The sequence below is a fragment of the Streptomyces sp. NPDC037203 genome, assembly GCF_055605065.1.
On the sequence record NZ_JBVJUC010000003.1, the window covers coordinates 521,408 to 540,772 of the forward strand.

The 19,365-nt window shown below is 74.1% G+C and carries 19 protein-coding genes; 11 read left to right on the forward strand and 8 right to left on the reverse strand.

What is annotated here, in order from left to right:
• Window positions 1-114: 114 nt before the first annotated feature.
• A complete protein-coding gene (locus ACZ7EC_RS11545; RefSeq protein ID WP_471061045.1) occupies window positions 115-1,458 on the forward strand; it encodes an SGNH/GDSL hydrolase family protein in 1,344 nt (447 codons plus the stop codon).
• 42 nt (window positions 1,459-1,500) lie between these two features.
• On the opposite strand, the gene ACZ7EC_RS11550 is transcribed toward ACZ7EC_RS11545, so the two are convergent.
• From ACZ7EC_RS11550 to ACZ7EC_RS11560, 3 genes are read right to left on the reverse strand one after another with little or no spacing between them, the layout of a single operon-like run.
• On the reverse strand, window positions 1,501-1,851 hold the full coding sequence (locus ACZ7EC_RS11550) for a UBP-type zinc finger domain-containing protein (RefSeq protein ID WP_471061048.1): 351 nt from the start codon (window positions 1,849-1,851) through the stop codon (window positions 1,501-1,503).
• A complete protein-coding gene (locus ACZ7EC_RS11555; RefSeq protein WP_471061050.1) occupies window positions 1,848-3,344 on the reverse strand; it encodes an ATP-binding protein in 1,497 nt (498 codons plus the stop codon). Before ACZ7EC_RS11555 ends, ACZ7EC_RS11550 begins: the two co-directional genes overlap by 4 nt.
• Window positions 3,341-5,050, reverse strand: coding sequence for an FAD-dependent oxidoreductase (locus ACZ7EC_RS11560; protein ID WP_471061053.1), 1,710 nt, complete (start codon window positions 5,048-5,050; stop codon window positions 3,341-3,343). Before ACZ7EC_RS11560 ends, ACZ7EC_RS11555 begins: the two co-directional genes overlap by 4 nt.
• Window positions 5,051-5,253: 203 nt before the next feature.
• Here ACZ7EC_RS11560 and ACZ7EC_RS11565 point away from each other — a divergent pair, with 203 nt between their 5' ends.
• Window positions 5,254-6,120 carry a universal stress protein gene (locus ACZ7EC_RS11565; RefSeq protein WP_471061056.1) on the forward strand — a complete coding sequence of 289 codons (867 nt, stop codon included), beginning with the start codon at window positions 5,254-5,256 and terminating at the stop codon, window positions 6,118-6,120.
• Between the two features lie 6 nt (window positions 6,121-6,126).
• Here the strand turns inward: ACZ7EC_RS11565 and ACZ7EC_RS11570 are convergent, their stop codons facing one another.
• On the reverse strand, window positions 6,127-6,900 hold the full coding sequence (locus ACZ7EC_RS11570) for an MBL fold metallo-hydrolase (protein ID WP_471061059.1): 774 nt from the start codon (window positions 6,898-6,900) through the stop codon (window positions 6,127-6,129).
• An 85-nt stretch (window positions 6,901-6,985) separates the two neighbouring features.
• The gene (locus tag ACZ7EC_RS11575) at window positions 6,986-7,615 is read right to left on the reverse strand and encodes an alpha-ketoglutarate-dependent dioxygenase AlkB (RefSeq protein ID WP_471061061.1); all 630 of its coding nucleotides are present in this window, start codon (window positions 7,613-7,615) and stop codon (window positions 6,986-6,988) included.
• Between the two features lie 126 nt (window positions 7,616-7,741).
• On the opposite strand from ACZ7EC_RS11575, the gene ACZ7EC_RS11580 reads away from it, so the two are divergent.
• Window positions 7,742-8,374, forward strand: a complete 633-nt coding sequence (locus ACZ7EC_RS11580) for a TetR/AcrR family transcriptional regulator (RefSeq protein WP_471061064.1) — start codon at window positions 7,742-7,744, stop codon at window positions 8,372-8,374.
• 17 nt (window positions 8,375-8,391) lie between these two features.
• Complete coding sequence (locus ACZ7EC_RS11585) at window positions 8,392-10,065, forward strand: FAD-binding dehydrogenase (RefSeq protein WP_471061068.1); 1,674 nt, start codon at window positions 8,392-8,394, stop codon at window positions 10,063-10,065.
• A gap of 2 nt (window positions 10,066-10,067) precedes the next feature.
• On the opposite strand, the gene ACZ7EC_RS11590 is transcribed toward ACZ7EC_RS11585, so the two are convergent.
• Complete coding sequence (locus ACZ7EC_RS11590) at window positions 10,068-10,415, reverse strand: DUF488 domain-containing protein (protein ID WP_471061071.1); 348 nt, start codon at window positions 10,413-10,415, stop codon at window positions 10,068-10,070.
• A 209-nt stretch (window positions 10,416-10,624) separates the two neighbouring features.
• Between ACZ7EC_RS11590 and ACZ7EC_RS11595 the strand changes: the two genes are divergently transcribed.
• The 5 genes from ACZ7EC_RS11595 (at window position 10,625) to ACZ7EC_RS11615 (ending at window position 15,972) form a co-directional block, all read left to right on the forward strand.
• Window positions 10,625-12,046, forward strand: a complete 1,422-nt coding sequence (locus ACZ7EC_RS11595) for a M1 family metallopeptidase (protein ID WP_471061074.1) — start codon at window positions 10,625-10,627, stop codon at window positions 12,044-12,046.
• 42 nt (window positions 12,047-12,088) lie between these two features.
• On the forward strand, window positions 12,089-12,823 hold the full coding sequence (locus ACZ7EC_RS11600) for a L,D-transpeptidase family protein (RefSeq protein ID WP_471061077.1): 735 nt from the start codon (window positions 12,089-12,091) through the stop codon (window positions 12,821-12,823).
• A 40-nt stretch (window positions 12,824-12,863) separates the two neighbouring features.
• Window positions 12,864-13,568, forward strand: a complete 705-nt coding sequence (locus ACZ7EC_RS11605) for a response regulator transcription factor (RefSeq protein ID WP_471061080.1) — start codon at window positions 12,864-12,866, stop codon at window positions 13,566-13,568.
• The gene (locus ACZ7EC_RS11610; RefSeq protein WP_471061082.1) at window positions 13,565-15,442 is read left to right on the forward strand and encodes a sensor histidine kinase; all 1,878 of its coding nucleotides are present in this window, start codon (window positions 13,565-13,567) and stop codon (window positions 15,440-15,442) included. The genes ACZ7EC_RS11605 and ACZ7EC_RS11610 overlap by 4 nt, the downstream gene beginning before the upstream one ends.
• A gap of 80 nt (window positions 15,443-15,522) precedes the next feature.
• Window positions 15,523-15,972 (forward strand): DUF6098 family protein, encoded by a 450-nt coding sequence (locus ACZ7EC_RS11615; RefSeq protein ID WP_471061085.1) that lies wholly within the window; start codon window positions 15,523-15,525, stop codon window positions 15,970-15,972.
• A gap of 12 nt (window positions 15,973-15,984) precedes the next feature.
• Here the strand turns inward: ACZ7EC_RS11615 and ACZ7EC_RS11620 are convergent, their stop codons facing one another.
• Window positions 15,985-16,236 carry a WhiB family transcriptional regulator gene (locus ACZ7EC_RS11620; protein WP_471061088.1) on the reverse strand — a complete coding sequence of 84 codons (252 nt, stop codon included), beginning with the start codon at window positions 16,234-16,236 and terminating at the stop codon, window positions 15,985-15,987.
• Window positions 16,237-16,393: 157 nt separating this feature from the next.
• Window positions 16,394-17,275, reverse strand: a complete 882-nt coding sequence (locus ACZ7EC_RS11625; protein WP_471062034.1) for a LysR family transcriptional regulator ArgP — start codon at window positions 17,273-17,275, stop codon at window positions 16,394-16,396.
• 69 nt (window positions 17,276-17,344) lie between these two features.
• Here ACZ7EC_RS11625 and ACZ7EC_RS11630 point away from each other — a divergent pair, with 69 nt between their 5' ends.
• Together ACZ7EC_RS11630 and ACZ7EC_RS11635 are read left to right on the forward strand one after the other, a co-directional pair.
• Window positions 17,345-17,959, forward strand: coding sequence for a LysE/ArgO family amino acid transporter (locus ACZ7EC_RS11630; RefSeq protein WP_471061091.1), 615 nt, complete (start codon window positions 17,345-17,347; stop codon window positions 17,957-17,959).
• A gap of 100 nt (window positions 17,960-18,059) precedes the next feature.
• The gene (locus ACZ7EC_RS11635; protein WP_471061095.1) at window positions 18,060-19,358 is read left to right on the forward strand and encodes an MFS transporter; all 1,299 of its coding nucleotides are present in this window, start codon (window positions 18,060-18,062) and stop codon (window positions 19,356-19,358) included.
• Window positions 19,359-19,365: the final 7 nt, after the last annotated feature.

Here is a 19,365-nt window from a genome sequence, read left to right on the forward strand (position 1 = left end):
GGATGCCCCGCCCCCGCGCGGGGCATCCGCATGTCCGGGCCCGTGCGGGGCAACCGGACCGTCCGGCGCCGCGGGTGCCGAGGACGAGGACGAGCGGACGAGGAGGACCCCCGGATGACCACCCGCCGAGGTGCGGAGCCGTCCCCGCGGCGGGACCATGACGTGCGTGGGATACGCGGGTACGGCCGCGGGGGTCCGGCCGGGTTCCGATGGGCCGGGCGCCTCGTGAACGGCCGGGCCGGGCGCGGCCTGTGCCTCGCCGCCCTGCTGACGGCTGCCGCCTGCCAAGCCGGACCCGCCCGCCAGTCGGCGGGCCTGACCGGCGTCCCCGGCCGGCCCTCCGGCGTGCTCACCTGGGCGGCGAGCGCCGAACGCCTGGGCATGGGCTTTCCCGGCGCGCAGTACCGGATGATCGTGCACACCAGCGTCGGCGGCAGCGCGCCGCGGATCCGCTTCACCAACGCCTTCGGCGACCGCCCGCTGACCCTCGACCATGTCTACGCGGGGCTGCGCGCCCGCGGCGCCGCCCTGCGCCCCGGCGGAAACCACGCGCTGACCTTCGGCGGCGCCCACCGCGTCACCGTCCCCGCCGGCTCCGTCGCCTGGAGCGATCCGCTGCCCGGCCGGGTGCCCGCCGGCGCCGACCTCGCGGTGAGCCTGCGCACCCCCAGTGCCGCGGGCCCGGCCAGCGGCCACCAGCTGGCCCTGCAGACCTCGTACACGGGGCTGGGCGGCGACCTCACCGCCGGGGACGGCGGCACCCGCTGGACCGGGACCACCGGCTCCTGGTGGTACCTCGACGCCGTGGCCGTACGCCCCGACCGCCCGGCCACCGGCGCCGTGGCCGCGCTCGGCGACTCCCTCACCGACGGCCGGGACTCCACCCCCGACCGCAACCGCCGTTGGCCCGACTACCTGGCCCGGCACCTGCACACGGCCCGCGGCGCCCTCCAGGGCGTGGCCGACGAGGGCATATCCGGCGACAAGCTGCTCACCGACGGCACCGGGGACGGCGCCGGGCAGAGCATCGGACACCGGCTGGACCGGGACGTGCTGTCCCAGCCCGGTGTACGCACCGTCGTCCTCTTCGCGGGCGTCAACGACCTCAAGGACCACACCGGCGTCACCGCGGCCCGGCTGATCGCCGGGTACCGGCGGTTGGTGCACCGGGCGCACGCGGCGCACCTGTGCGTGATGGCCGCCACCATCACCCCCTTCAAGGGCTGGCCGGAGTGGGACCGCGCAGCCGACGCCGTGCGCCGCGAGGTCAACCACTACCTGCGCGGCCGCGGGGAGTTCGACGCCGTCGCCGACTTCGACCGGGCCCTGCGCGACCCCCGCGACCCCGCGCGCCTGCGGCCCCGGTACGACGGCGGGGACCATCTGCACCCGGACGACCGGGGGATGCGTGCCCTTGCCGACGCCGTCGACCTGAAGCGGCTCGACTGCGCGCGCTGAGACCGCCGCGGCCATTCCGGCGCGCTCAGCCGGGGGCCGCGCTCAGCCCAGGGTCCGCGCCCAGTCCCGCGGTACCCGCCCCGCCGGGCCCGGCACCGGCTGGTCGGCGGGATGCGCGGCCGGAGGGGCGAGTTCGGGGCCCTCGGCGAACAGCTCCCCGGTGGCGTAGTCCCAGAACCACGCCTCCTCCGGCTCGAAGCTGCGGATCACCGGATGCCCGGTGGCCCGGTAGTGCGCGGTGGCGTGCTTGGCGGGCGAGTCGTCGCAGCAGCCGATGTGCCCGCACTGGGCGCAGCGGCGCAGATGGAACCACCAGCCGCCCGCCGCCTCGCACTCCACGCACCCGGTGCCGCTCGGCGGGACGCCCGGTTCGATGCCCTCGACGCCGTTCATACGGCCTCCTCCGTTCGCTCCCCGGCCGCTTCGGCCGATTCGGTGGATCCATCCGGCTCGGATCGTGCGGCGGTCAGCGGCAGCAGCACCTGGAAACGGGTGTCTCCGGGCACCGAGTCGACCCGCAGCGTGCCGTGGTGCTTGTCGACGACGATCCGCCAGGAGATGTCCAGGCCGAGCCCGGTGCCCTCGCCGACCGGCTTGGTGGTGAAGAAGGGGTCGAAGATCCGGCCCTTGATCTCCGGCGGTATGCCGGGCCCGGTGTCCCGGAACTCCACCAGCACCCGGTCGTGATCGCGCGCGGTGCGCACCGTCAGCGTGCCCTCGCCGCCCGAAGCCCGCATGGCGCAGACCGCGTTGTCGACGAGGTTGGTCCACACCTGGTTCAGCTCCGCCGGGTGGGCGGGCACCGGCGGGAGCGTACGGTCGTACTCCCTGACCACCCGGATGCCGGAGCCGATCTTGGCCGACAGCATCAGCAGTGTGCTCTCCAGGAGTTCGTGCACGTCCACCGCGCGGTACGGCGCCCGGTCCAGCTGGGAGTACTGCTTGGCCGCGTCCACCAGGTGCGAGATCCGGGTGGTGGAGTCCTCGATCTCGGTCATCAACAGCTCTGTCTCCACGGTGTAGTTGAGCCAGCCCACCGCGCCCGGCAGGATCTCCTCGTCCACGGCCGCCGCGACCTGCTCCAGCCAGTCGACGTCGAGTCCCGCCTGCACGAAGGTCGGTGCCAGCTGCCAGCCGTTGTCGATACCGTGGTCCGCCAGCCAGTCCCCGAGCAGATCCTCCCGGTCGGCGGCCTCCAGCGGACTGAGCGCCGGAGCCTTCGCCACCCGCTCGGCAGTGCGCTCCTGGATCTCCACCAGGCTCGCCAACGCGTCGCGGGAGAACGGCCCTTCGGCGATCACGGCCAGTTTGCGCCGCATCTTCGCCACCCGCTCGCGCAGCGTGGCGGTGGCCCGCACGGCCGCGGCCGCCGGGTTGTTCAGCTCGTGCGTCAGGCCCGCCGACAGCGAGCCGAGCGCCAGCAGCCGCTCCCGCTGCCCGACCGCCGCCTGCGTGGTCTTGGACCCGAAGAACAGGCCCTCCAGCAGATGCACCGCCATCGGGAACCACTCGTGCATCACATCCGCGAACAGGTCGGCCGGCAGTACGAAGAACCGCGTCGGCTCGGTGGCCCGGAGCGAGTTGTTGTACACCTGGCGCACCCGGTCGCCCAGATACGCCTGCATCGCGCCGCCGTACACCCCGCGCTGCGAGGTCCGGGAGACCTCCACGTCGTCCCCGCCGACCCGGCGCGAGATCACCACCGCGCCCTCGACCATCACGAAGAAGCAGGTCGCCGGGTCGCCCTCGGTGTACACCGGACCCGGTGGGAACAGCTCCACCCGCCCCTCGGCGCACAGCCGCCCCAACTGCTCGGGCGTGAGCTTCTCGAAGAGGAACAGCGAACGGATCTCCTTCGGGTCGCACGGCATGATCTGTCCGCTCATGACTGCTCCAGATACCGGTGGACGAGCATGACGGCCATCGCGCCCTCGCCGACGGCGGACGCGACGCGCTTGGCGGACTCGGCGCGCGCGTCGCCCGCCACGAACACGCCGGGCACGCTGGTCTCCAGGTGGTACGGCGGCCGGTCCAGCTCCCAGCCCGCCGGCGGCCGCCCGTCGGCGGTCAGATCGGGCCCGGCCAGGATGAAGCCGCGCTCGTCGCGCAGCACGCCCTCGCCGAGCCAGTCGGTGAGCGGGGCCGCGCCGATGAACACGAACATCCACTGGGCGTCGACCCGTTCGGTCTCCCCGGTGCCGGTATGACGCAGCGTCAGCTGCTCCAGGTGCTCCGAGCCATGGGCCGCGTCCACCACCGTGCGGCAGCGCACCTCGATGTTCGGCGCCTGGTCGATCTGCTGGACCAGGTAGTACGACATCGACGCCGACAGGTCCGCGCCGCGCACCAGCAGCGTCACCGACTTCGCGCCGCGGGCCAGGTACATGGCCGCCTGGCCCGCCGAGTTGGCGCCGCCGACGATGTACACGTCCTGGCCCTGGCAGCCGGCCGCCTCGGTCAGCGCCGAACCGTAGAACACCCCGCAGCCGGTCAGATCGGTGCATCCCTCGGCGTCGAGTTGCCGGTACTGCACGCCGGTCGCCAGGATCACGCTGTGCGCGGCGATCGCCGTACCGTCCGCGAACCGCACGACCCGCGCCGCACCGCGCGTTTCGAGGCCGGTCACCTCGCGCGCGGTGAGGATCTCGGCGCCGAACCGGGCCGCCTGCCGCCGCGCCCGGCCGGTGAGCTGGGCTCCGGACACCCCGTCGGGGAAGCCCAGGTAGTTCTCGATGCGGGAACTCTGCCCCGCCTGCCCGCCGGTGGCCGAGCGCTCCACGAGCACCGTGCGCAGCCCCTCCGAGGCCCCGTACACGGCCGCGCCGAGCCCGGCGGGGCCGCCGCCGATCACCACCAGGTCGTAGAAGTCGGCCGTGGGCGTCGTCGCCAGACCCACCCGCGCGGCCAGTTCCGGCGCCTCGGGCTCGACCAGCGCCGAACCGTCCGGGAAGATCACCACCGGCAGCCGCTGCCCGTCCTGCCCGGCCGCGGCCAGCAGCCGCCGCCCCTCCGGCTCCTCCACCGAGTACCAGCGGTACGGCACCTGGTTGCGCGCCAGGAAGTCCCGCACCCGCGCGGACGGCGCCGACCAGCGGTGCCCCACCACCTTGGTGCTCGGCACCGGCCTGCGGTCGCCGGCCAGCCATGCCGCCAGGAGATCGTCCAGGACCGGGTAGAGCTTCTCCTCCGGCGGGTCCCAGGGCTTGAGCAGATAGTGGTCGAGGTCCACCACGTTGATCGCGTCGATCGCCGCGCCGGTGTCCGCGTAGGCGGTCAGCAGCACCCGCCGCGCCGCCGGGTACACGTCGAGCGCCTGCTCCAGGAACTCGATGCCGTTCATGCCCGGCATCCGGTAGTCGGCCAGGATCACCGCCACCAGGTCGCCGCGCAGCTTCAGCTCGCGCAGCGCGTCCAGCGCGGACGGCCCGGACTCGGCGCGCACGATCCGGTACGACGCTCCGTAGCGGCGCCGCAGGTCGCGGGCGACGGCGCGGGAGACCCCCGGATCGTCGTCCACGGTCAGGATGACGGTCCGCGTCGCGTCGGCGGTCCAGGTCGCCGGGGCCCCTGCGCTGGGCGCGGCCTGTGTCATGGATCTCCCACCCCGAGCGTCGGAATCCCGCGGCGCGGTGGCACGGGTGCCGCCGCACCGGTACGCGCCCATCGTATGTTCGATCCCCCGGCTTCGCCCCGGCAGCTGGGAACCGGAGCGGGAGCCGGGGGCCGGATGGGGCGGGCGGTGCCCGATAGTGGGCATCGGCGGCAGGAACGGTCGGCACGGCGAGGAGGCCACGGATGACACGGGCGATCACGGCAGGTCTCGACGGCACGGAGGAGTCCCTGGCCGCGCTGGACTGGGCGGCCAGGGAGGCCGTGCGCCGGGGGCTGCCCCTGCGCGTGCTGCACGCCTGGCACCACGCGGAGAGGGTCGCCGGGGCCGACCGGGACACCCAGCGCGGGTGGGCCGAGCAGGGCGTCGCGGAGGCGGTGCGCCAGGTCGCCGGGCGGCATCCACGGCTCACGGTGAGCGTCGACGTGGTCGAGGAGGACGCCGGGGAGGCGCTGGGCCGCGCGGCCCGCGACGCGGAGATGCTGGTCCTGGGCTCGCGCGGGCACGGGCCGGTGGTCGGCTTCCTGCTCGGCTCGGTGGGACAGCAGGTCATCGCCGGGGCCGCCCGGCCCGTGGTGCTGGTGCGCGCCGGCGACCGCGCCGCCCTGGAGGCCGCGGGACGCGAGGTGGTGGTCGGCCAGCAGGGCGACGCCGGGGACAGCGCCGCCGCGCTGCGCTTCGCCTTCGAGACGGCCGCGGCCCGCGGCGCCACCGTGCGCGCCGTGCGGGCCTGGACCCTGCCCCCGGTCTTCGCCTACAGCCCCGGCTCGCTCAGGCTGCTGGACGAGGCCGGGGGCCTGGAACCGTACGAGAAGCAGGCGCTGGCCGACGCCCTGCGGCCCTGGCGCGAGCGGTTCCCCGCGGTGCCGGTGGCGGAGCAGGTGGAGATGGGCAGTGCCGGGCAGGTGCTGCTGTCGCTCGCCGGCCGCGCCCAGCTGATGGTCGTCGGCCGCCGGGCCCGCCGCACCGCGGTCGGCGCCCGCATCGGCTCGGTCGCGCACGGGGTACTGCACCACGCGGACTGCCCGGTGGCGGTGGTTCCGCACGACTGACCGGCGTCAACTCCGGGCGGGCGTACGGTACGCGCGGCCCGCCCGGTCCCGAGCCTGTTCGGCGGCGGCGCGTACCGCGCCCCGGTGGACCGGGCCGTGGCCGGGCAGCAGGGTGTCGCCGTCCAGCCCGGCGATCACGTCCAGGGAGGCCAGCACCTGGCCGCGCTCGTGGTGGAAGAAGCAGGGCAGCAGCTGCGGCCCCTTGACGCGCGACACGGCGTGCCCGCTGACCAGGGCGTCGCCGGAGATCACGATCCCGGCCTCGGGCAGGTGGTAGACGCAGTGCCCGTCGGTGTGGCCGGGGGTGTGCACGGGCACCGGGCGGCCCGGCAGATCGAGCGCGCCCGCGGTGGGGAACGGCTCGGGCGCGGTCACCGGGTGCTGTTCCATGCCGCCGACCTTGATGACGTGCGCGGCCCAGGGCAGCATGCCCGGCCGCCAGGCGTTGCGGACGACATCGCCGAGAGTGGCCTGGTGCAGGAACTCCCGCCGCGCGTGCGGGACTTCGGACGGGTGCAGGTAGACGGGCGTGCCGTGCGTGGCGCGCAGGTATTCGGCGGAGCCCAGATGGTCGTTGTGCGCGTGGGTGATCAGCACGGCGGAGACCGCCTCGGGCGAACCGCCGACCGCCGCGAGGGACTCCAGAATCCCCGGCCGGTCGCCGGGATACCCGGTGTCGATGAGGGTGAGGTCGCTCCCGTCCTTCAGAATCACCCAGTTGACGTTGTTGCCGTGCACCAGGTAGGTGCCGTCGGCGACTTGGTGTACCTCTGCCCGCATGGTCTCTCCGCGCCCGAGTGTCAGTGATCGTCGGGAGGACAGCCAATCAGACCGGTCACCGGGAAGCGCAAGGGGGTGGGATGCCTCAGCGCACGCCGTGCGGCCGGAACTGGATGCTGATCCGCGGTCCCGCCCCCCGCGCCGTCTTGGGCACGCAGTGCTCCCAGGTGCGCTGGCAGGAGCCGCCCATCACGATCAGATCGCCGTGCCCGAGCGGCCGGCGTACCGTTTCGCCGCCCCCGCCGGCCGGGCGCAGCAGCAGATCGCGGGGCTCGCCCACGGAGAGGATCGCGACCATGGTGTCCCGCCGGGCGCCCCTGCCGATCCGGTCGCCGTGCCAGGCCACGCTGTCCCGGCCGTCGCGGTAGTAGCACAGCCCGGCGGTGGTGAACGGCTCGCCCAGCTCCTTCGCGTAGTGCCCGGACAGGGCGGCGCGGGCCTCGTCCAGGGCCGGGTGGGGGAGGGGGTCCGCGGCGCCGTAGAAGGCGAGCAGGCGCGGTACGGCGACCACGTTGTCGTACATCGTGCGGTGCTCGGCGCGCCAGGGGACGTCCGCCGCGAGCCGTTCGAACAGGGCGTCGGCGCCGGTCAGCCAGCCCGGCAGGACGTCGATCCAGGCACCGGCGCCCAGCACGGTCCGGCGCAGGCCGGCGAGGGGGCCCAGGCGCAGGTCGTCGGTCTGGTCGAACAGGGAGCCCTGGAGGTGCGTGGCCATGAGGCCAGCGTACTCCTTATTCGAAAATACGTTCCCATACGATCATCGGTCCGGAATCCGGGGTCGGTTCCTCTTCCGATACACCGGTGTATCGAATACATTCATGTATCGAACGGAGGTGCCGTCATGCCCGAGACCGCCAAACGCGTCACCCGGCGCCGGGTGGAGACCCGCGCCCGGCTGCTGGACGCCGCGTTCCGGGTGTTCGCGGCCAAGGGGTTCGGGCGGGTCTCCATCGAGGAGGTCTGCGAGGCCGCCGGCTACAGCAGGGGCGCCTTCTACTCCAACTTCGCCACCCTGGACGAGCTGTTCTTCGCCCTCTACCAGGAACGCGCCGACCTCATCGCCGCCCAGGTCGCGGACGCCCTCGCCGAGGACGGCCCCGAGCTGGACGTACCGGCCGCCGTGGACCGCGTCACCGAGGTGCTGCTGCTCGACGTGGACTGGCTGCTGGTGAAGACCGACTTCCTGGTGCACGCGGCCCGCGACCCGCGCGTCGCCCGCGTCCTGCTCGGCCATCGCGCCCGGCTCCGGGAAGCCGTCGCGGACCGCCTCTTCCGGGCCCGCGGCCACACCGCGCTGCCCGCCGTACTCGGCGGCACGGACGGTGCCGCGCACGCCGTCGTCGCGGCGTACGACGGCGTCACCACCCAGCTCCTGCTGGACCAGGACGTCGAACACGCGCGCCGCTGGCTCAAGCAGTTGCTCACCGCGCTGCTCACGGACGGCGCCGCCGCCCCCGCCCCCGCCACCCACTGAGGAAGGACCCCCACGCCATGGACGCGGACGTCATCGTCGTCGGAGCGGGCCTCGCCGGCCTGGTCGCCGCCCACGAACTCACCCGCCAGGGACGGCGGGTGGTCCTCGTCGACCAGGAGAACGCCGCCAACCTCGGTGGCCAGGCGTACTGGTCCTTCGGCGGCCTCTTCCTCGTGGACTCGCCCGAACAGCGACGCATCGGCATCAAGGACTCCCTCGAACTGGCCTGGAACGACTGGCGCGGCAGCGCGCGCTTCGATCGGACCGAGGACGAGGACTCCTGGGCGGTGCGCTGGGCCCGCGCCTACGTGGAGTTCGCGGCCGGCGAGAAGCGGTCCTGGCTCCAGGGGCACGGCATCGAACTGCTGCCCACCGTCGGCTGGGCCGAGCGCGGCGACCTCAGGGCCGACGGGCACGGCAACTCCGTGCCCCGCTTCCACATCGCCTGGGGCACCGGCACCGGAGTGGTCGAGCCCTTCGTCCGCTACGCCCGGCAGGCCGCCCGCGACGGACTGCTCACCTTCCACCACCGCCACCAGGTGGACGAGCTGGTCATCGAGGACGGCACCGCCCGCGGCGTGCGCGGCACCCTGCTCGCCGCCGACGACTCCCCGCGCGGCGTCGCCTCCAGCCGTGAGCGGGCCGGCGACTTCGAACTCACCGCCCAGGCCGTCGTCGTCACCACCGGCGGCATCGGCGCCGACCACGACATCGTGCGCCGCTACTGGCCCGCGCGGCTCGGCACACCCCCCGCCCGGATGGTCACCGGCGTTCCCGCCCATGTGGACGGCCGGATGCTCGACATCAGCGCGGCGGCCGGCGTGCGCCTGGTCAACCGGGACCGGATGTGGCACTACACCGAGGGGCTCCAGAACTGGGACCCGGTCTGGCCCGGTCACGGCATCCGCATCCTGCCCGGCCCCTCCGCCATCTGGCTGGACGCCCTCGGCCGCCGGCTGCCCGACCCCTGCCTGCCCGGCTACGACACCCTGGGCACGCTCGCATACCTGCGCACCACCGAGGACATCGCGGGCTACGACCACTCCTGGTTCATCCTCACCCGGAAGATCATCGAGAAGGAGTTCGCGCTCTCCGGCTCCGAGCAGAACCCCGACATCACGTCCAGGGACCGCAAGGCGGTGGTACGCGCCCGCGTCCTCGGCAAGGGTGCTCCCGGACCGGTACAGGCATTCCTCGACAAGGGCGCCGACTTCGTCACCGCGGACAGCCTGGAGCGGCTGGTCGAGAAGATGAACGGCCTCACCGGGCAGCCGCTGCTGGACCCGGCCGGGGTGCGCCGCCAGATCGAGGCCCGCGACCTCCAGATCGCCAACCCCTACAGCAAGGACTCCCAGATCCAGGGCATCCGCAACGCCCGCCGCTACCTGGGCGACCGGCTCGGCCGGGTGGCCGCGCCGCACCGCCTGCTGGACCCGGCCGCGGGCCCGCTGATCGGTGTACGGATGCATGTGCTGACCCGCAAGACGCTCGGCGGCATCCAGACCGACCTCGACTCGCGGGCCCTCGACGCCGAGGGGGCGCCGATCGAGGGGCTGTACGCGGCCGGCGAGGTGGCCGGGTTCGGTGGCGGCGGGGTGCACGGCTACAACTCCCTGGAGGGCACCTTCCTCGGCGGCTGCCTCTTCTCGGGCCGCGCCGCGGGCCGGCACGCGGCCCGGCACACCGGCTGACCTCAGTCGGCGAGCAGCTCCACAAGCACCTGCGCGTGGCTGCGCTCCGGGGTCTTGACCGCCGTCAGCAGCGTCACCGGGCCCTCGCGCACCGACTCCCGCAGGCCGTCGAGCAGCTCCGCGGCTTCGGGCGCGGCCAGCTCCGCCTCGTACCGGGCGCGGAACTCGTCGTACGACCCGCCGCCGTGGAACCAGGTGCGCAGCTCCGCCGACGGGGCGAGCCCCTTCGGCCATTCGTCCACGTGCGCCGCCTCCCTGGCCACCCCGCGCGGCCACAGCCGGTCGACCAGCACCCGCAGCCCGTCGCCGGACTCGGGCGGTTCGTAGATCCGGCGCACCCGCACGCTCACGAGCAGGCCCTCCCTTCGCGACGGCGGCCACTTCCGGCGAGGGTACTGCGGGCAGGGGCGGAGCGCCGGTCGGCGGCCTGGCTCTGCCGGTCCCCGCCGAGCGGCGTTCCGGACACCGGACGGCCGGGACGAAAACGGGGGAGACCCGAGGACACCGGCGCCTCTAGTCTGTGGGCCAGTCGATCAGCAGCCACCTTCGAGGAGCGCACGTGACGTCACCCCGCAGACAGCCCGCACGCCGTCGTACCACGGTCCTCGGCCGCAGGGCGGTGCTCGCCACCGTGCCCGTCGCCGTGGCCGCGCTCGTCGGTGCCGCCGGCCCGGCCGGCGCGGGCACCACCGGCGCGGCCGGCGCGGGCGACCCATACTTCCCGCTCAGCGGCAACGGCGGCTACCACGTCCGCCATTACGACCTGACGCTGAGCTACCAGGGGGGCGGCCGGCTGGACGGCACCGCGGTCCTCACCGCCCGCGCCACCCAGCCGCTCAGCCGCTTCGACCTCGACTTCTCGGGGCTGACGGTCGACGGCGTCACGGTGGACCGCGCCGCCGCGGGCGTCAAGCGCTCCGGGCAGGAACTCGTCGTCGCCCCGCGCCGCGCCCTGCGCACCGGCCAGGACTTCACGATCACCGTCGCCTACCACGGCACCCCCAAGCCCGTCACCGACCCCGACGGCTCGGCGGACGGCTGGATCCCCACCGACGACGGCGCGTTCGTCGCGGGCGAGCCGCAGGGCGCGATGACGTGGTTCCCGGCCAACGCCCACCCCAAGGACAAGTCGTCGTACGACTTCACGATCACCGTGCCGCAGGGGCGCACCGCCGTCGCCAACGGTGCCCTGCTCGGACAGCGCACCGCCAAGGGCCGGACCACCTTCCGTTGGCGCGAGACCCAGCCCATGGCCGCCTACCTCGCCACCGCCACCATCGGCACCTTCCAGGTCACGCAGTACACCACCCGCGACGGCATCCGGGTCTACAACGCCGTCGACCCCCGCGAGGCCAAGGCCGCGGCCCCGGTGCTCAAGCAGCTCCCCTCGGTCCTTGATTGGGAGAGCAAGCTGTTCGGGCCCTACCCGTTCAGGTCCGCCGGAGCCATCGTGGACCACGCGGACGTCGGCTACGCCCTGGAGACGCAGACCCGCCCGCTCTACGACTCCGCGCCCGACATCGACACCCTCGTGCACGAGAGCGCCCACCAGTGGTTCGGCGACTCGGTGTCGCTGACCTCCTGGAAGGACATCTGGCTCAACGAGGGCTTCGCCACCTACGCCGAGTGGCTCTACGAGGAACAACACGGCGGCGCGAGCGCCCAGAAGACCTTCGACGGCCTCTACGCCCGCCCCGCGGGCAACGACCTGTGGGCCTACCCGCCCGGCGATCCGGGCAGCGGCGCGAACATCTTCGGCACGCCGGTCTACGACCGCGGTGCCATGGCCCTGCACGAGCTGCGCAAGGCGGTCGGCGACCGCACGTTCTTCGCGATCCTGCGCGCCTGGGCCGCCGGACACCGCGACGGGCACGGCACCACCGCGCAGTTCGTCCGTCTCGCCGAGCAGAAGTCCGGCAGGCCGCTGGACTCCCTCTTCCACACCTGGCTGTTCACGAAGGGCAAGCCCAAGAGGGCGTGAATTCTTACCGATTCCACATAACTCTCCGCCAAGCTCGACAACATGATCAACCGCAGAACCGCTCTCTCCCTCCTCGCCTCCCCGCTGCTGCTCACCGGCTGCGGCGCAAGCGGCGGGGAGGCCGGGCGCCGGGCGCGGCCCACCGGGCCCGCGCCCGCGACCGGTACCACCTCGCAGGCCGAACAGGCCGCTCGGGGCATACCCGGACTCGGGCCCACCCGGTCCGCGGAGATACCGGAGCACTGCACCCAGGCCGTCGTCGCCACCGGGCGCGGTCCGAACTCCCCCCAGTGCACGGTCGTCCTGCACCAGCGCACCGCCGACGGCTGGCAGGCGGGCCCGAGCTGGCCCGCGCACAACGCGCTGCGCGGCTGGAGCGCCCACCACATGCTGGGCGACCTGCGCTCCCCGCTCGGCGTGTACACCCTCTCCGACGCCGGGGGTCTGCTGCCCGACCCCGGCAGCAGGCTGCCGTACCACCAGTCCGCCGGATTCCACTCGCCCGGCACCGGTTTCGAGGGCGAGCCGCTGGACGGCTGCTTCGACTACGTCATCGCCATCGACTACAACCGCAAGCCCGGCACCTCCCCGCTGGACTGGACCCGCCCCCTCGGCGCCAGGCGCGGCGGCGGAGTCTGGCTGCACGTCGACCACGGCGGCCCCACCCACGGCTGCGTCAGCGTCTCCAAGGCCCATATGAAGGACCTCCTGCACACCCTCGACCCGGCCCGGCACCCGGTCGTCGCCATGGGCTACGCCGACTGGCTCGCGGCCTGACCCGCCCTGATCCGAACGAGAGGGCCTAGGATCCGCAAGGGTGTGCGCACATGTGCTGGTCGCCGAGGACGACGAGAAGCAGGCCGAACTGATCCGCCGCTCCCTGCTGGCCGAGGGACACACCGCGACGGTGGTGCACGACGGCGCGACCGCGCTCGCCACCGCCCGCCGGCTGCGGCCCGATCTCCTCGTCCTCGACCTGATGCTGCCGGTCCTGGACGGCTTCGGCGTCTGCCGCGAACTGCGCGGCGGCGACGGTGATCTGGACGTCCCCGTGGTGATGCTCACCGCCCGCTCCGGCGAGGACGATCTGCTGCTCGGCCTCGAACTGGGCGCCGACGACTACCTCACCAAGCCGTACAGCCCGCGCGAGCTGATGGCCCGCATCCGGGCGGTGCTGCGGCGCAGCGGGCGGGGCGGCGGCGCGCGCGGCGAGGACCCGGTGGTGCGGGCCGCCGGGCTCAGCGTCGATCCCGGCCGGCACGAAGTGCGCTGCGACGGCGTGCCGGTGGACGTCACCCCGGCCGAGTTCCAGATCCTGCTGGCGATGGCGGCAGAACCGGAGCGGGTGTTCACCCGGCGCCAACTCCTGCGCTGCACCCGCGGGTTCGACCGGTCCTCCACCGAACGGGCCGTCGACGTCCACATCATGAACCTGCGCCGCAAGAAAGAGGCCGACTCCCGGCGTCCGGTCCGGCTGCTCACCGTGTTCGGCGTCGGCTACAAGCTCAGCGGCCGACTGTGAGACCCCGCACGCGGCAGGGCGACCGGCGACGGATCCCGCTGCGCAAGCGGCTCCTGGTCCGGCTGCTGTCCGTCTCCGCCCTGATCGCCGTCTGCTCGGTGGCGGCCACCGCCTGGCTCGCGGTGACCACCACCACCAGCGCCCTGAGAGAGGAGCAGGGCCAGGACCTGGCCGCCGACAACAGCATCCTCGCCCAGCTCAGCGGGTACGCGGCCGGCCACTCCGACTGGTCCGGCGTCCGGCGCTCGGTGCGGGAACTGGCCGCGCGGACCGGCCGCCGGATCGCGCTCACCACCCCGGACCGGGTCCTCCTCGCCGACTCCGCGCCGCGCGGCACCCCGCTGCCGCCCCGGCCCGCCGCGAGCGTCGACCCGCTGCGCACCGACACCTACAGCGACACCGGCGCCCAGCTCAGCGGCATCGACCCGCGCGCCGTCGGCCCCTACCGGCTGCCCGCGAAGGAACGCGCCGGGCTGGACGCGCTGGCCGCCCGCAGCAAGCGGTGCTACGCCCGCTACGGCCTCCAGACCACCGTGCGGCACACCCCCGGCGGACGCCCCGTGCTCACCGGCTCCGACGGCAGCGCCCCGTCCCGCTACGGCGTGCCGGCATGCGAGGACGCGCGGCTGCACGCGGCCACACCCACCGAGACCCGCGCCCTGGACACGCTGTCCGGGCTCGCCCGCCCCTGTCTGCGGCAGACGGGTCTGGACGTCGGCGGCGGCTCCCTCTTCCTCGCCGTCGATCCGGGCGGCAAGGACCGCTTCGGCGGCGGCCCCCTGCTCCCCAAGCTCGCGGGCCACGGCAAGGACGCGAGCGTGCGCTCGGCCCAGAACTGTGTGCTCAGTGCCCGCCGCACCCAACTGGAGCCCTATGTCGCCCCGGCCGCCGACCTGTTCCTCGGCATCGGCGATCAGAGTCCCGCCCGCTTCGACATCTCGCCGGCGAACAAGTCCAAGGTGGTCTCCGCGGCCGGGCTGGTCCTCGCCGTCACCGTCGCGGCGGGCGCCGCCGTCGCCAGCCGGCTGGTACGGCCGCTGCGTGCGCTGACCGAGGCCGCCCAGGCGCCGCCCGAACAGCACGTCAGGGTGCCGGTGACCACGCGCGACGAGACCGGCATCCTCGCGGAGGCGTTCAACGGGCTCACGGAGCGCCGCGAGCGCCTGGAGGCCCAGCGCAAGGCGATGGTCAGCGACATCGCGCACGAACTGCGCAGCCCGCTCACCAACATCCGCGGCTGGCTGGAGGTGATGCGCGACGGTGTCGTCGATCCGGATCCGGGCCTGCTGGACTCCCTGCACGAGGAGGCGCTCGTCCTCCAGCGGATCATCGACGACCTCCAGGACCTCGCCGCCGCCGACGCGGGCACCCTGCGCCTGCACCGCGAACCGCTGTCCGCCGCCGAGTTGTTCGGCCAGGTCGCCGCCGCCCACCGGGTGGCCGCCGACGCGGCCGGGGTCGCGCTGGTGACCGGGGCCGGGCCCGCGGTCTGGCTGGACGCCGACCCGGTACGGATGCGGCAGGTGCTCGGCAACCTCGTCTCCAACGCGCTGCGGCACACCCCGGCCGGCGGCACGGTCACCCTCGAGGCCCGCCGGGACGGCGCCGACGCCGTGCTGACCGTCGCCGACACCGGCTCCGGCATCGCCGCCGAGGATCTGCCGTATGTCTTCGAACGGTTCTGGCGCGCCGAGAAGTCCCGCAGCCGCCGTACCGGAGGCAGTGGCCTCGGCCTCCCGATCGTCCGCCACCTGGTCGCCGCCCACGGCGGCACGGCGCGGGCCGCGAGCGAGCCCGGCGCGGGCGCGGTGTTCACCCTGCGGCTGCCCGCGACCGAGGAGCCGGGGGAGGAGCGGTGGGCGGGGGAGCCGTAGAGGGGAGACCGGACTGGGGCTCCGTGGCGGCGGAATCCGGTGGCCGATTCCGGGCGTACGCCCTGGGTACTCCGGGCGCCATGAGAACACCGGACTGCCTGCCGACCGTGACCACGCTGGCCGAGGCGGCCGCCCTGGTCGCCCGGCACCGTGGCCTGTACGTGCGCTGGTCCAAGGGCCCCGGCGTCGATCTCGACGCGGCCTCCAGCACCGACGAGCTGACCGGCGTCCCGCTGCCGGGCCTGTCCGCCAGCCCCCTGGACGTGGCCCCGTGGTGGGGCGACCGCTCGCCGGAACTGTGGGTGGCCCGCCGCCTGTACGACTACGCGCACCTCCCGCACGACAAGGGCCCCGATGTGCGCCCCTGGATCCTCAGGGGCCGCGAGGCCGGCCGGGGCCCGGACAACGAACCCCTGGTCGTCGACGCCGAGCCGCTGTGCTGGATCGGCGACGAGGTGATCGAGGCGGCCAGAGCGGAGGTGGGCCGCCAGGAACGGCAGTGGGGGACGCTGCGGCGCAGCGGTCGCTGAACACGCGCCGGTTCAGCCCGAGCGCGGGTGGGAGCGGGCCCGGCGGCGCAGCCTGCGCCGCTCCACTTCGGTGGTGCCGCCCCAGACGCCTATGGCCTGTCCGGTGTCCAGCGCCCAGTCGAGGCACTGCTGCCGGACGGGGCAGCGGGCACAGACCACCTTGGCCCGCTCGGCCTGCACCTGGGCGGGACCGGTGGTGCCGATGGGGAAGAAGAGATCGGGGTCCTCGTAACGGCAGGCGGCGTGTTCGCGCCAGTTCTCCATGGAAGTCTCCCGCTCGGATCGGAGTCGTCCGCGTCGGGGCGGACGCCTGTCTCGGAAGCGGGTGACCGGTCGGCGCGGCATGAAACGGCGCACACTGACAAGAGGGCGGAATCCGGCCGTGGCACAACGGAGTTCGGCCACTCTCCGGCCGCCGACCTCAGTCGCGCAGCGCCTGCGCCGCCGTCGCCGTCACCGCCTCGGCCAGCGCGGCCAGCGCGGGGGAGTCCAGCTTCCACTGCTGCCAGTACAGGGTGACGTCCATCCACTCGCCGGGCGCCAGCAGGCTCAGCCGGCCGTCGGCCAGCAGGGGATGGGCCTGCACCTCCGGGACCATGCCCCAGCCGAGGCCCGCGGCCACGGCGTCGAGGAAGCCCTCCGAGGTGGGCACGTGATGGCGCAGCGAGGCGGCCGAGACACCGCCCAGCCGGCGGACATAGCCGTCCTGGAAGTCGTCCTTGCGGTCGAAGACCACCACGGGCGCCGCGGCGAGGGCGTCGGGCAGCGGGCGCCCGGCGACCCTGGTGCGGGCGAACTCCGGCTCCGCCACCGGGAGATAGCGCATCCGGCCGAGGGGACGGGCCGTGCAGCCGGGCACCGGGTCGGGCGAGGAGGTCACCGCCGCCATCACCAGGCCCTCGCGCAGCAGCACCGCCGTATGGCCCTCGTCCTCGCGGTGCAGCTCGAAGCAGAGCCCCGGCACCCGGCGCAGCGCGGGCAGGAACCAGGTCGCCAGCGAGTCCGCGTTCACCGCGACCGACACGCGGGTGGGCTCACCGGCGCTGCCGAGCCCCAGCTCGCCCCACGCGTCCCGTTCCAGCCGGGCGAGCTGCCGGGCGTAGCGCACCAGCACCGCGCCCGACTCCGTGGGCCGGACCGGCTTGGTGCGCTGGAGCAGCACCCGCCCGGTGCGCTGTTCGAGCGCCTTGACCCGCTGGCTGACCGCCGACGGCGTCACGTGCAGGGCGGCGGCCGCCGCGTCGAAGGTGCCCTCGTCCACCACCGCGAGCAGCGTCCGCACCTGGTCCAGGGGGAGGTCCATCACAAGCGCTAATGATACGTAAGAACCTTTAGCTGTACTTGAGAGTCCTCATCTCCTTAGCTTCGGTCCATGAACCACACCGCTCTGACCGCCGTGGCCGCGGGCTTCGGCACCGGCCTGTCCCTGATCGTCGCCATCGGCGCCCAGAACGCCTTCGTCCTGCGCCAGGGGGTGCGCCGGGACGCCGTACCCGCCGTGGTCGGCATCTGCGCCCTGTCCGACGCGGCACTCATCGCGCTCGGCGTGGGCGGCGTCGGCGCGATCGTGGTGGCCTGGCCCGGCGCGGTCAGGGCGGTCGGCGTCGTCGGCGGCCTCTTCCTGCTCTGCTACGGCGCGCTGGCCGCCCGCCGGGTCGTGCGGCCCGCCGGGACCGGGCTGAGCGCGCAGGGCGAGGCGGCCGGGTCCCGGCGCCGCGCGGTGCTCACCTGCCTCGCGATGACCTGGCTCAATCCGCACGTCTACCTGGACACGGTGTTCCTGCTGGGCTCCCTCGCCGCCGACCAGGGCCCGCTGCGCTGGACGTTCGGGTTCGGGGCCGCGCTCGCCAGCCTGTGCTGGTTCACCGCGCTCGGCTTCGGTGCCCGCCTGCTCGGCCGCTTTCTGGCCCGGCCCGGCGCCTGGCGGGTCCTGGACGGCCTGGTCGCCCTCACCATGCTCGTGCTGGGCGTCTCGCTGCTCGCCTGAGGCTGAGAAGCGGTCCGTGGGACCGACGCCGTTCGCCGCCGGTGCGATGAGATGGTTAGGCTCTCGAACCGAAAAGATGTAACGAGCAACCAGGACATCCGTGAACACCAGCGAGAGCAGTACCGAGACCGGCGACGAGGCTCCCGCGGACGCCCCCGCGCCCCACCGCGGCTGGCGCCGCTGGGCGATGGACACGCGCCCGCTGCGCATCCCCGCCTACCGGCGCCTGTGGTCCTCCACCATCGTCACCTCCGTCGGCAGCCAGCTGACCGCCGTCGCCGTACCCAAGCAGATCTACGACATCACGCACTCCTCCGCCTGGGTCGGCTACGCCAGCCTCGCCGGGCTCGTGCCCATGGTGGTGTTCGCGCTGTGGGGCGGCGCGGTCGCGGACACCGTGGACCGGCGCAAGCTGCTGCTGTGGACCAACATCGGGATCGCGGTCACCTCGCTGCTGTTCTGGGCGCAGGCCGTCACCAAGCTGGACTCCGTCGCCGTCCTGATGGTGCTGCTCGCCCTCCAGCAGGCGTTCTTCGGCCTCAACTCCCCGGCCCGCAACGCCTCCATCGCCCGGCTCGTCCCGGCCGGGGAGCTGCCCGCGGCCAACGCGCTCAGCTCCACCGTGATGCAGACCGGCCTGGTGGCGGGCCCGCTGCTCGCCGGTGTGCTCATCCCGGTCATCGGCCTGCCAGAGCTGTACCTCATCGACGCCCTCGCCCTGTGCGTCACCGTGTGGGCCGTCTTCCGGCTGCCCGCGCTGCCCCCGCTCGGCGACGCCCTCGCGCGCCGCGCCGGGGTGCGCGAGATAGCCGAGGGCTTCCGCTACATATCCCGGCACAAGGTGCTGCTGCTGTCCTTCCTCGCCGACATCGTCGCCATGGTCTTCGGCATGCCCCGCGCCCTGTTCCCGCAGCTGGCCGCGCAGACGTACCACTCCTGGGGCGCGGGCTTCGCGCTCGGCGTGCTGTTCGCGGGCATCCCGGTCGGCGCGGTGCTCGGCGGGCTGCTCTCGGGCGTCTTCTCCCGCGCCCGCCGGCACGGCTGGATGGTCATCGGGGCCGTCGTCGCCTGGGGCGTGGCCATCGCCGGGTTCGGGCTCAGCGGCAACCTCTGGATCGCGCTGGCCTTCCTCGCCGCGGCGGGCGTCGCCGACATGGTCTCGATGGTGTTCCGCGGCGCGATCCTGCTGTCCGCCGCGACCGACGAGATGCGCGGCCGGATGCAGGGCGTGTTCACGGTCGTGGTGGCCGGCGGCCCCCGCCTCGCGGATGTGCTGCACGGCACCGCCGGCGCCGTGTTCGGGCCGCGCGCGGCCGTGGCGGGCGGCGGCGTGCTGGTCGTCGTCCTGATGCTGGCCCTGGCGGGCGCGGTGCCCGCGCTGCGGCGCTACCGGATCTGACGGGACG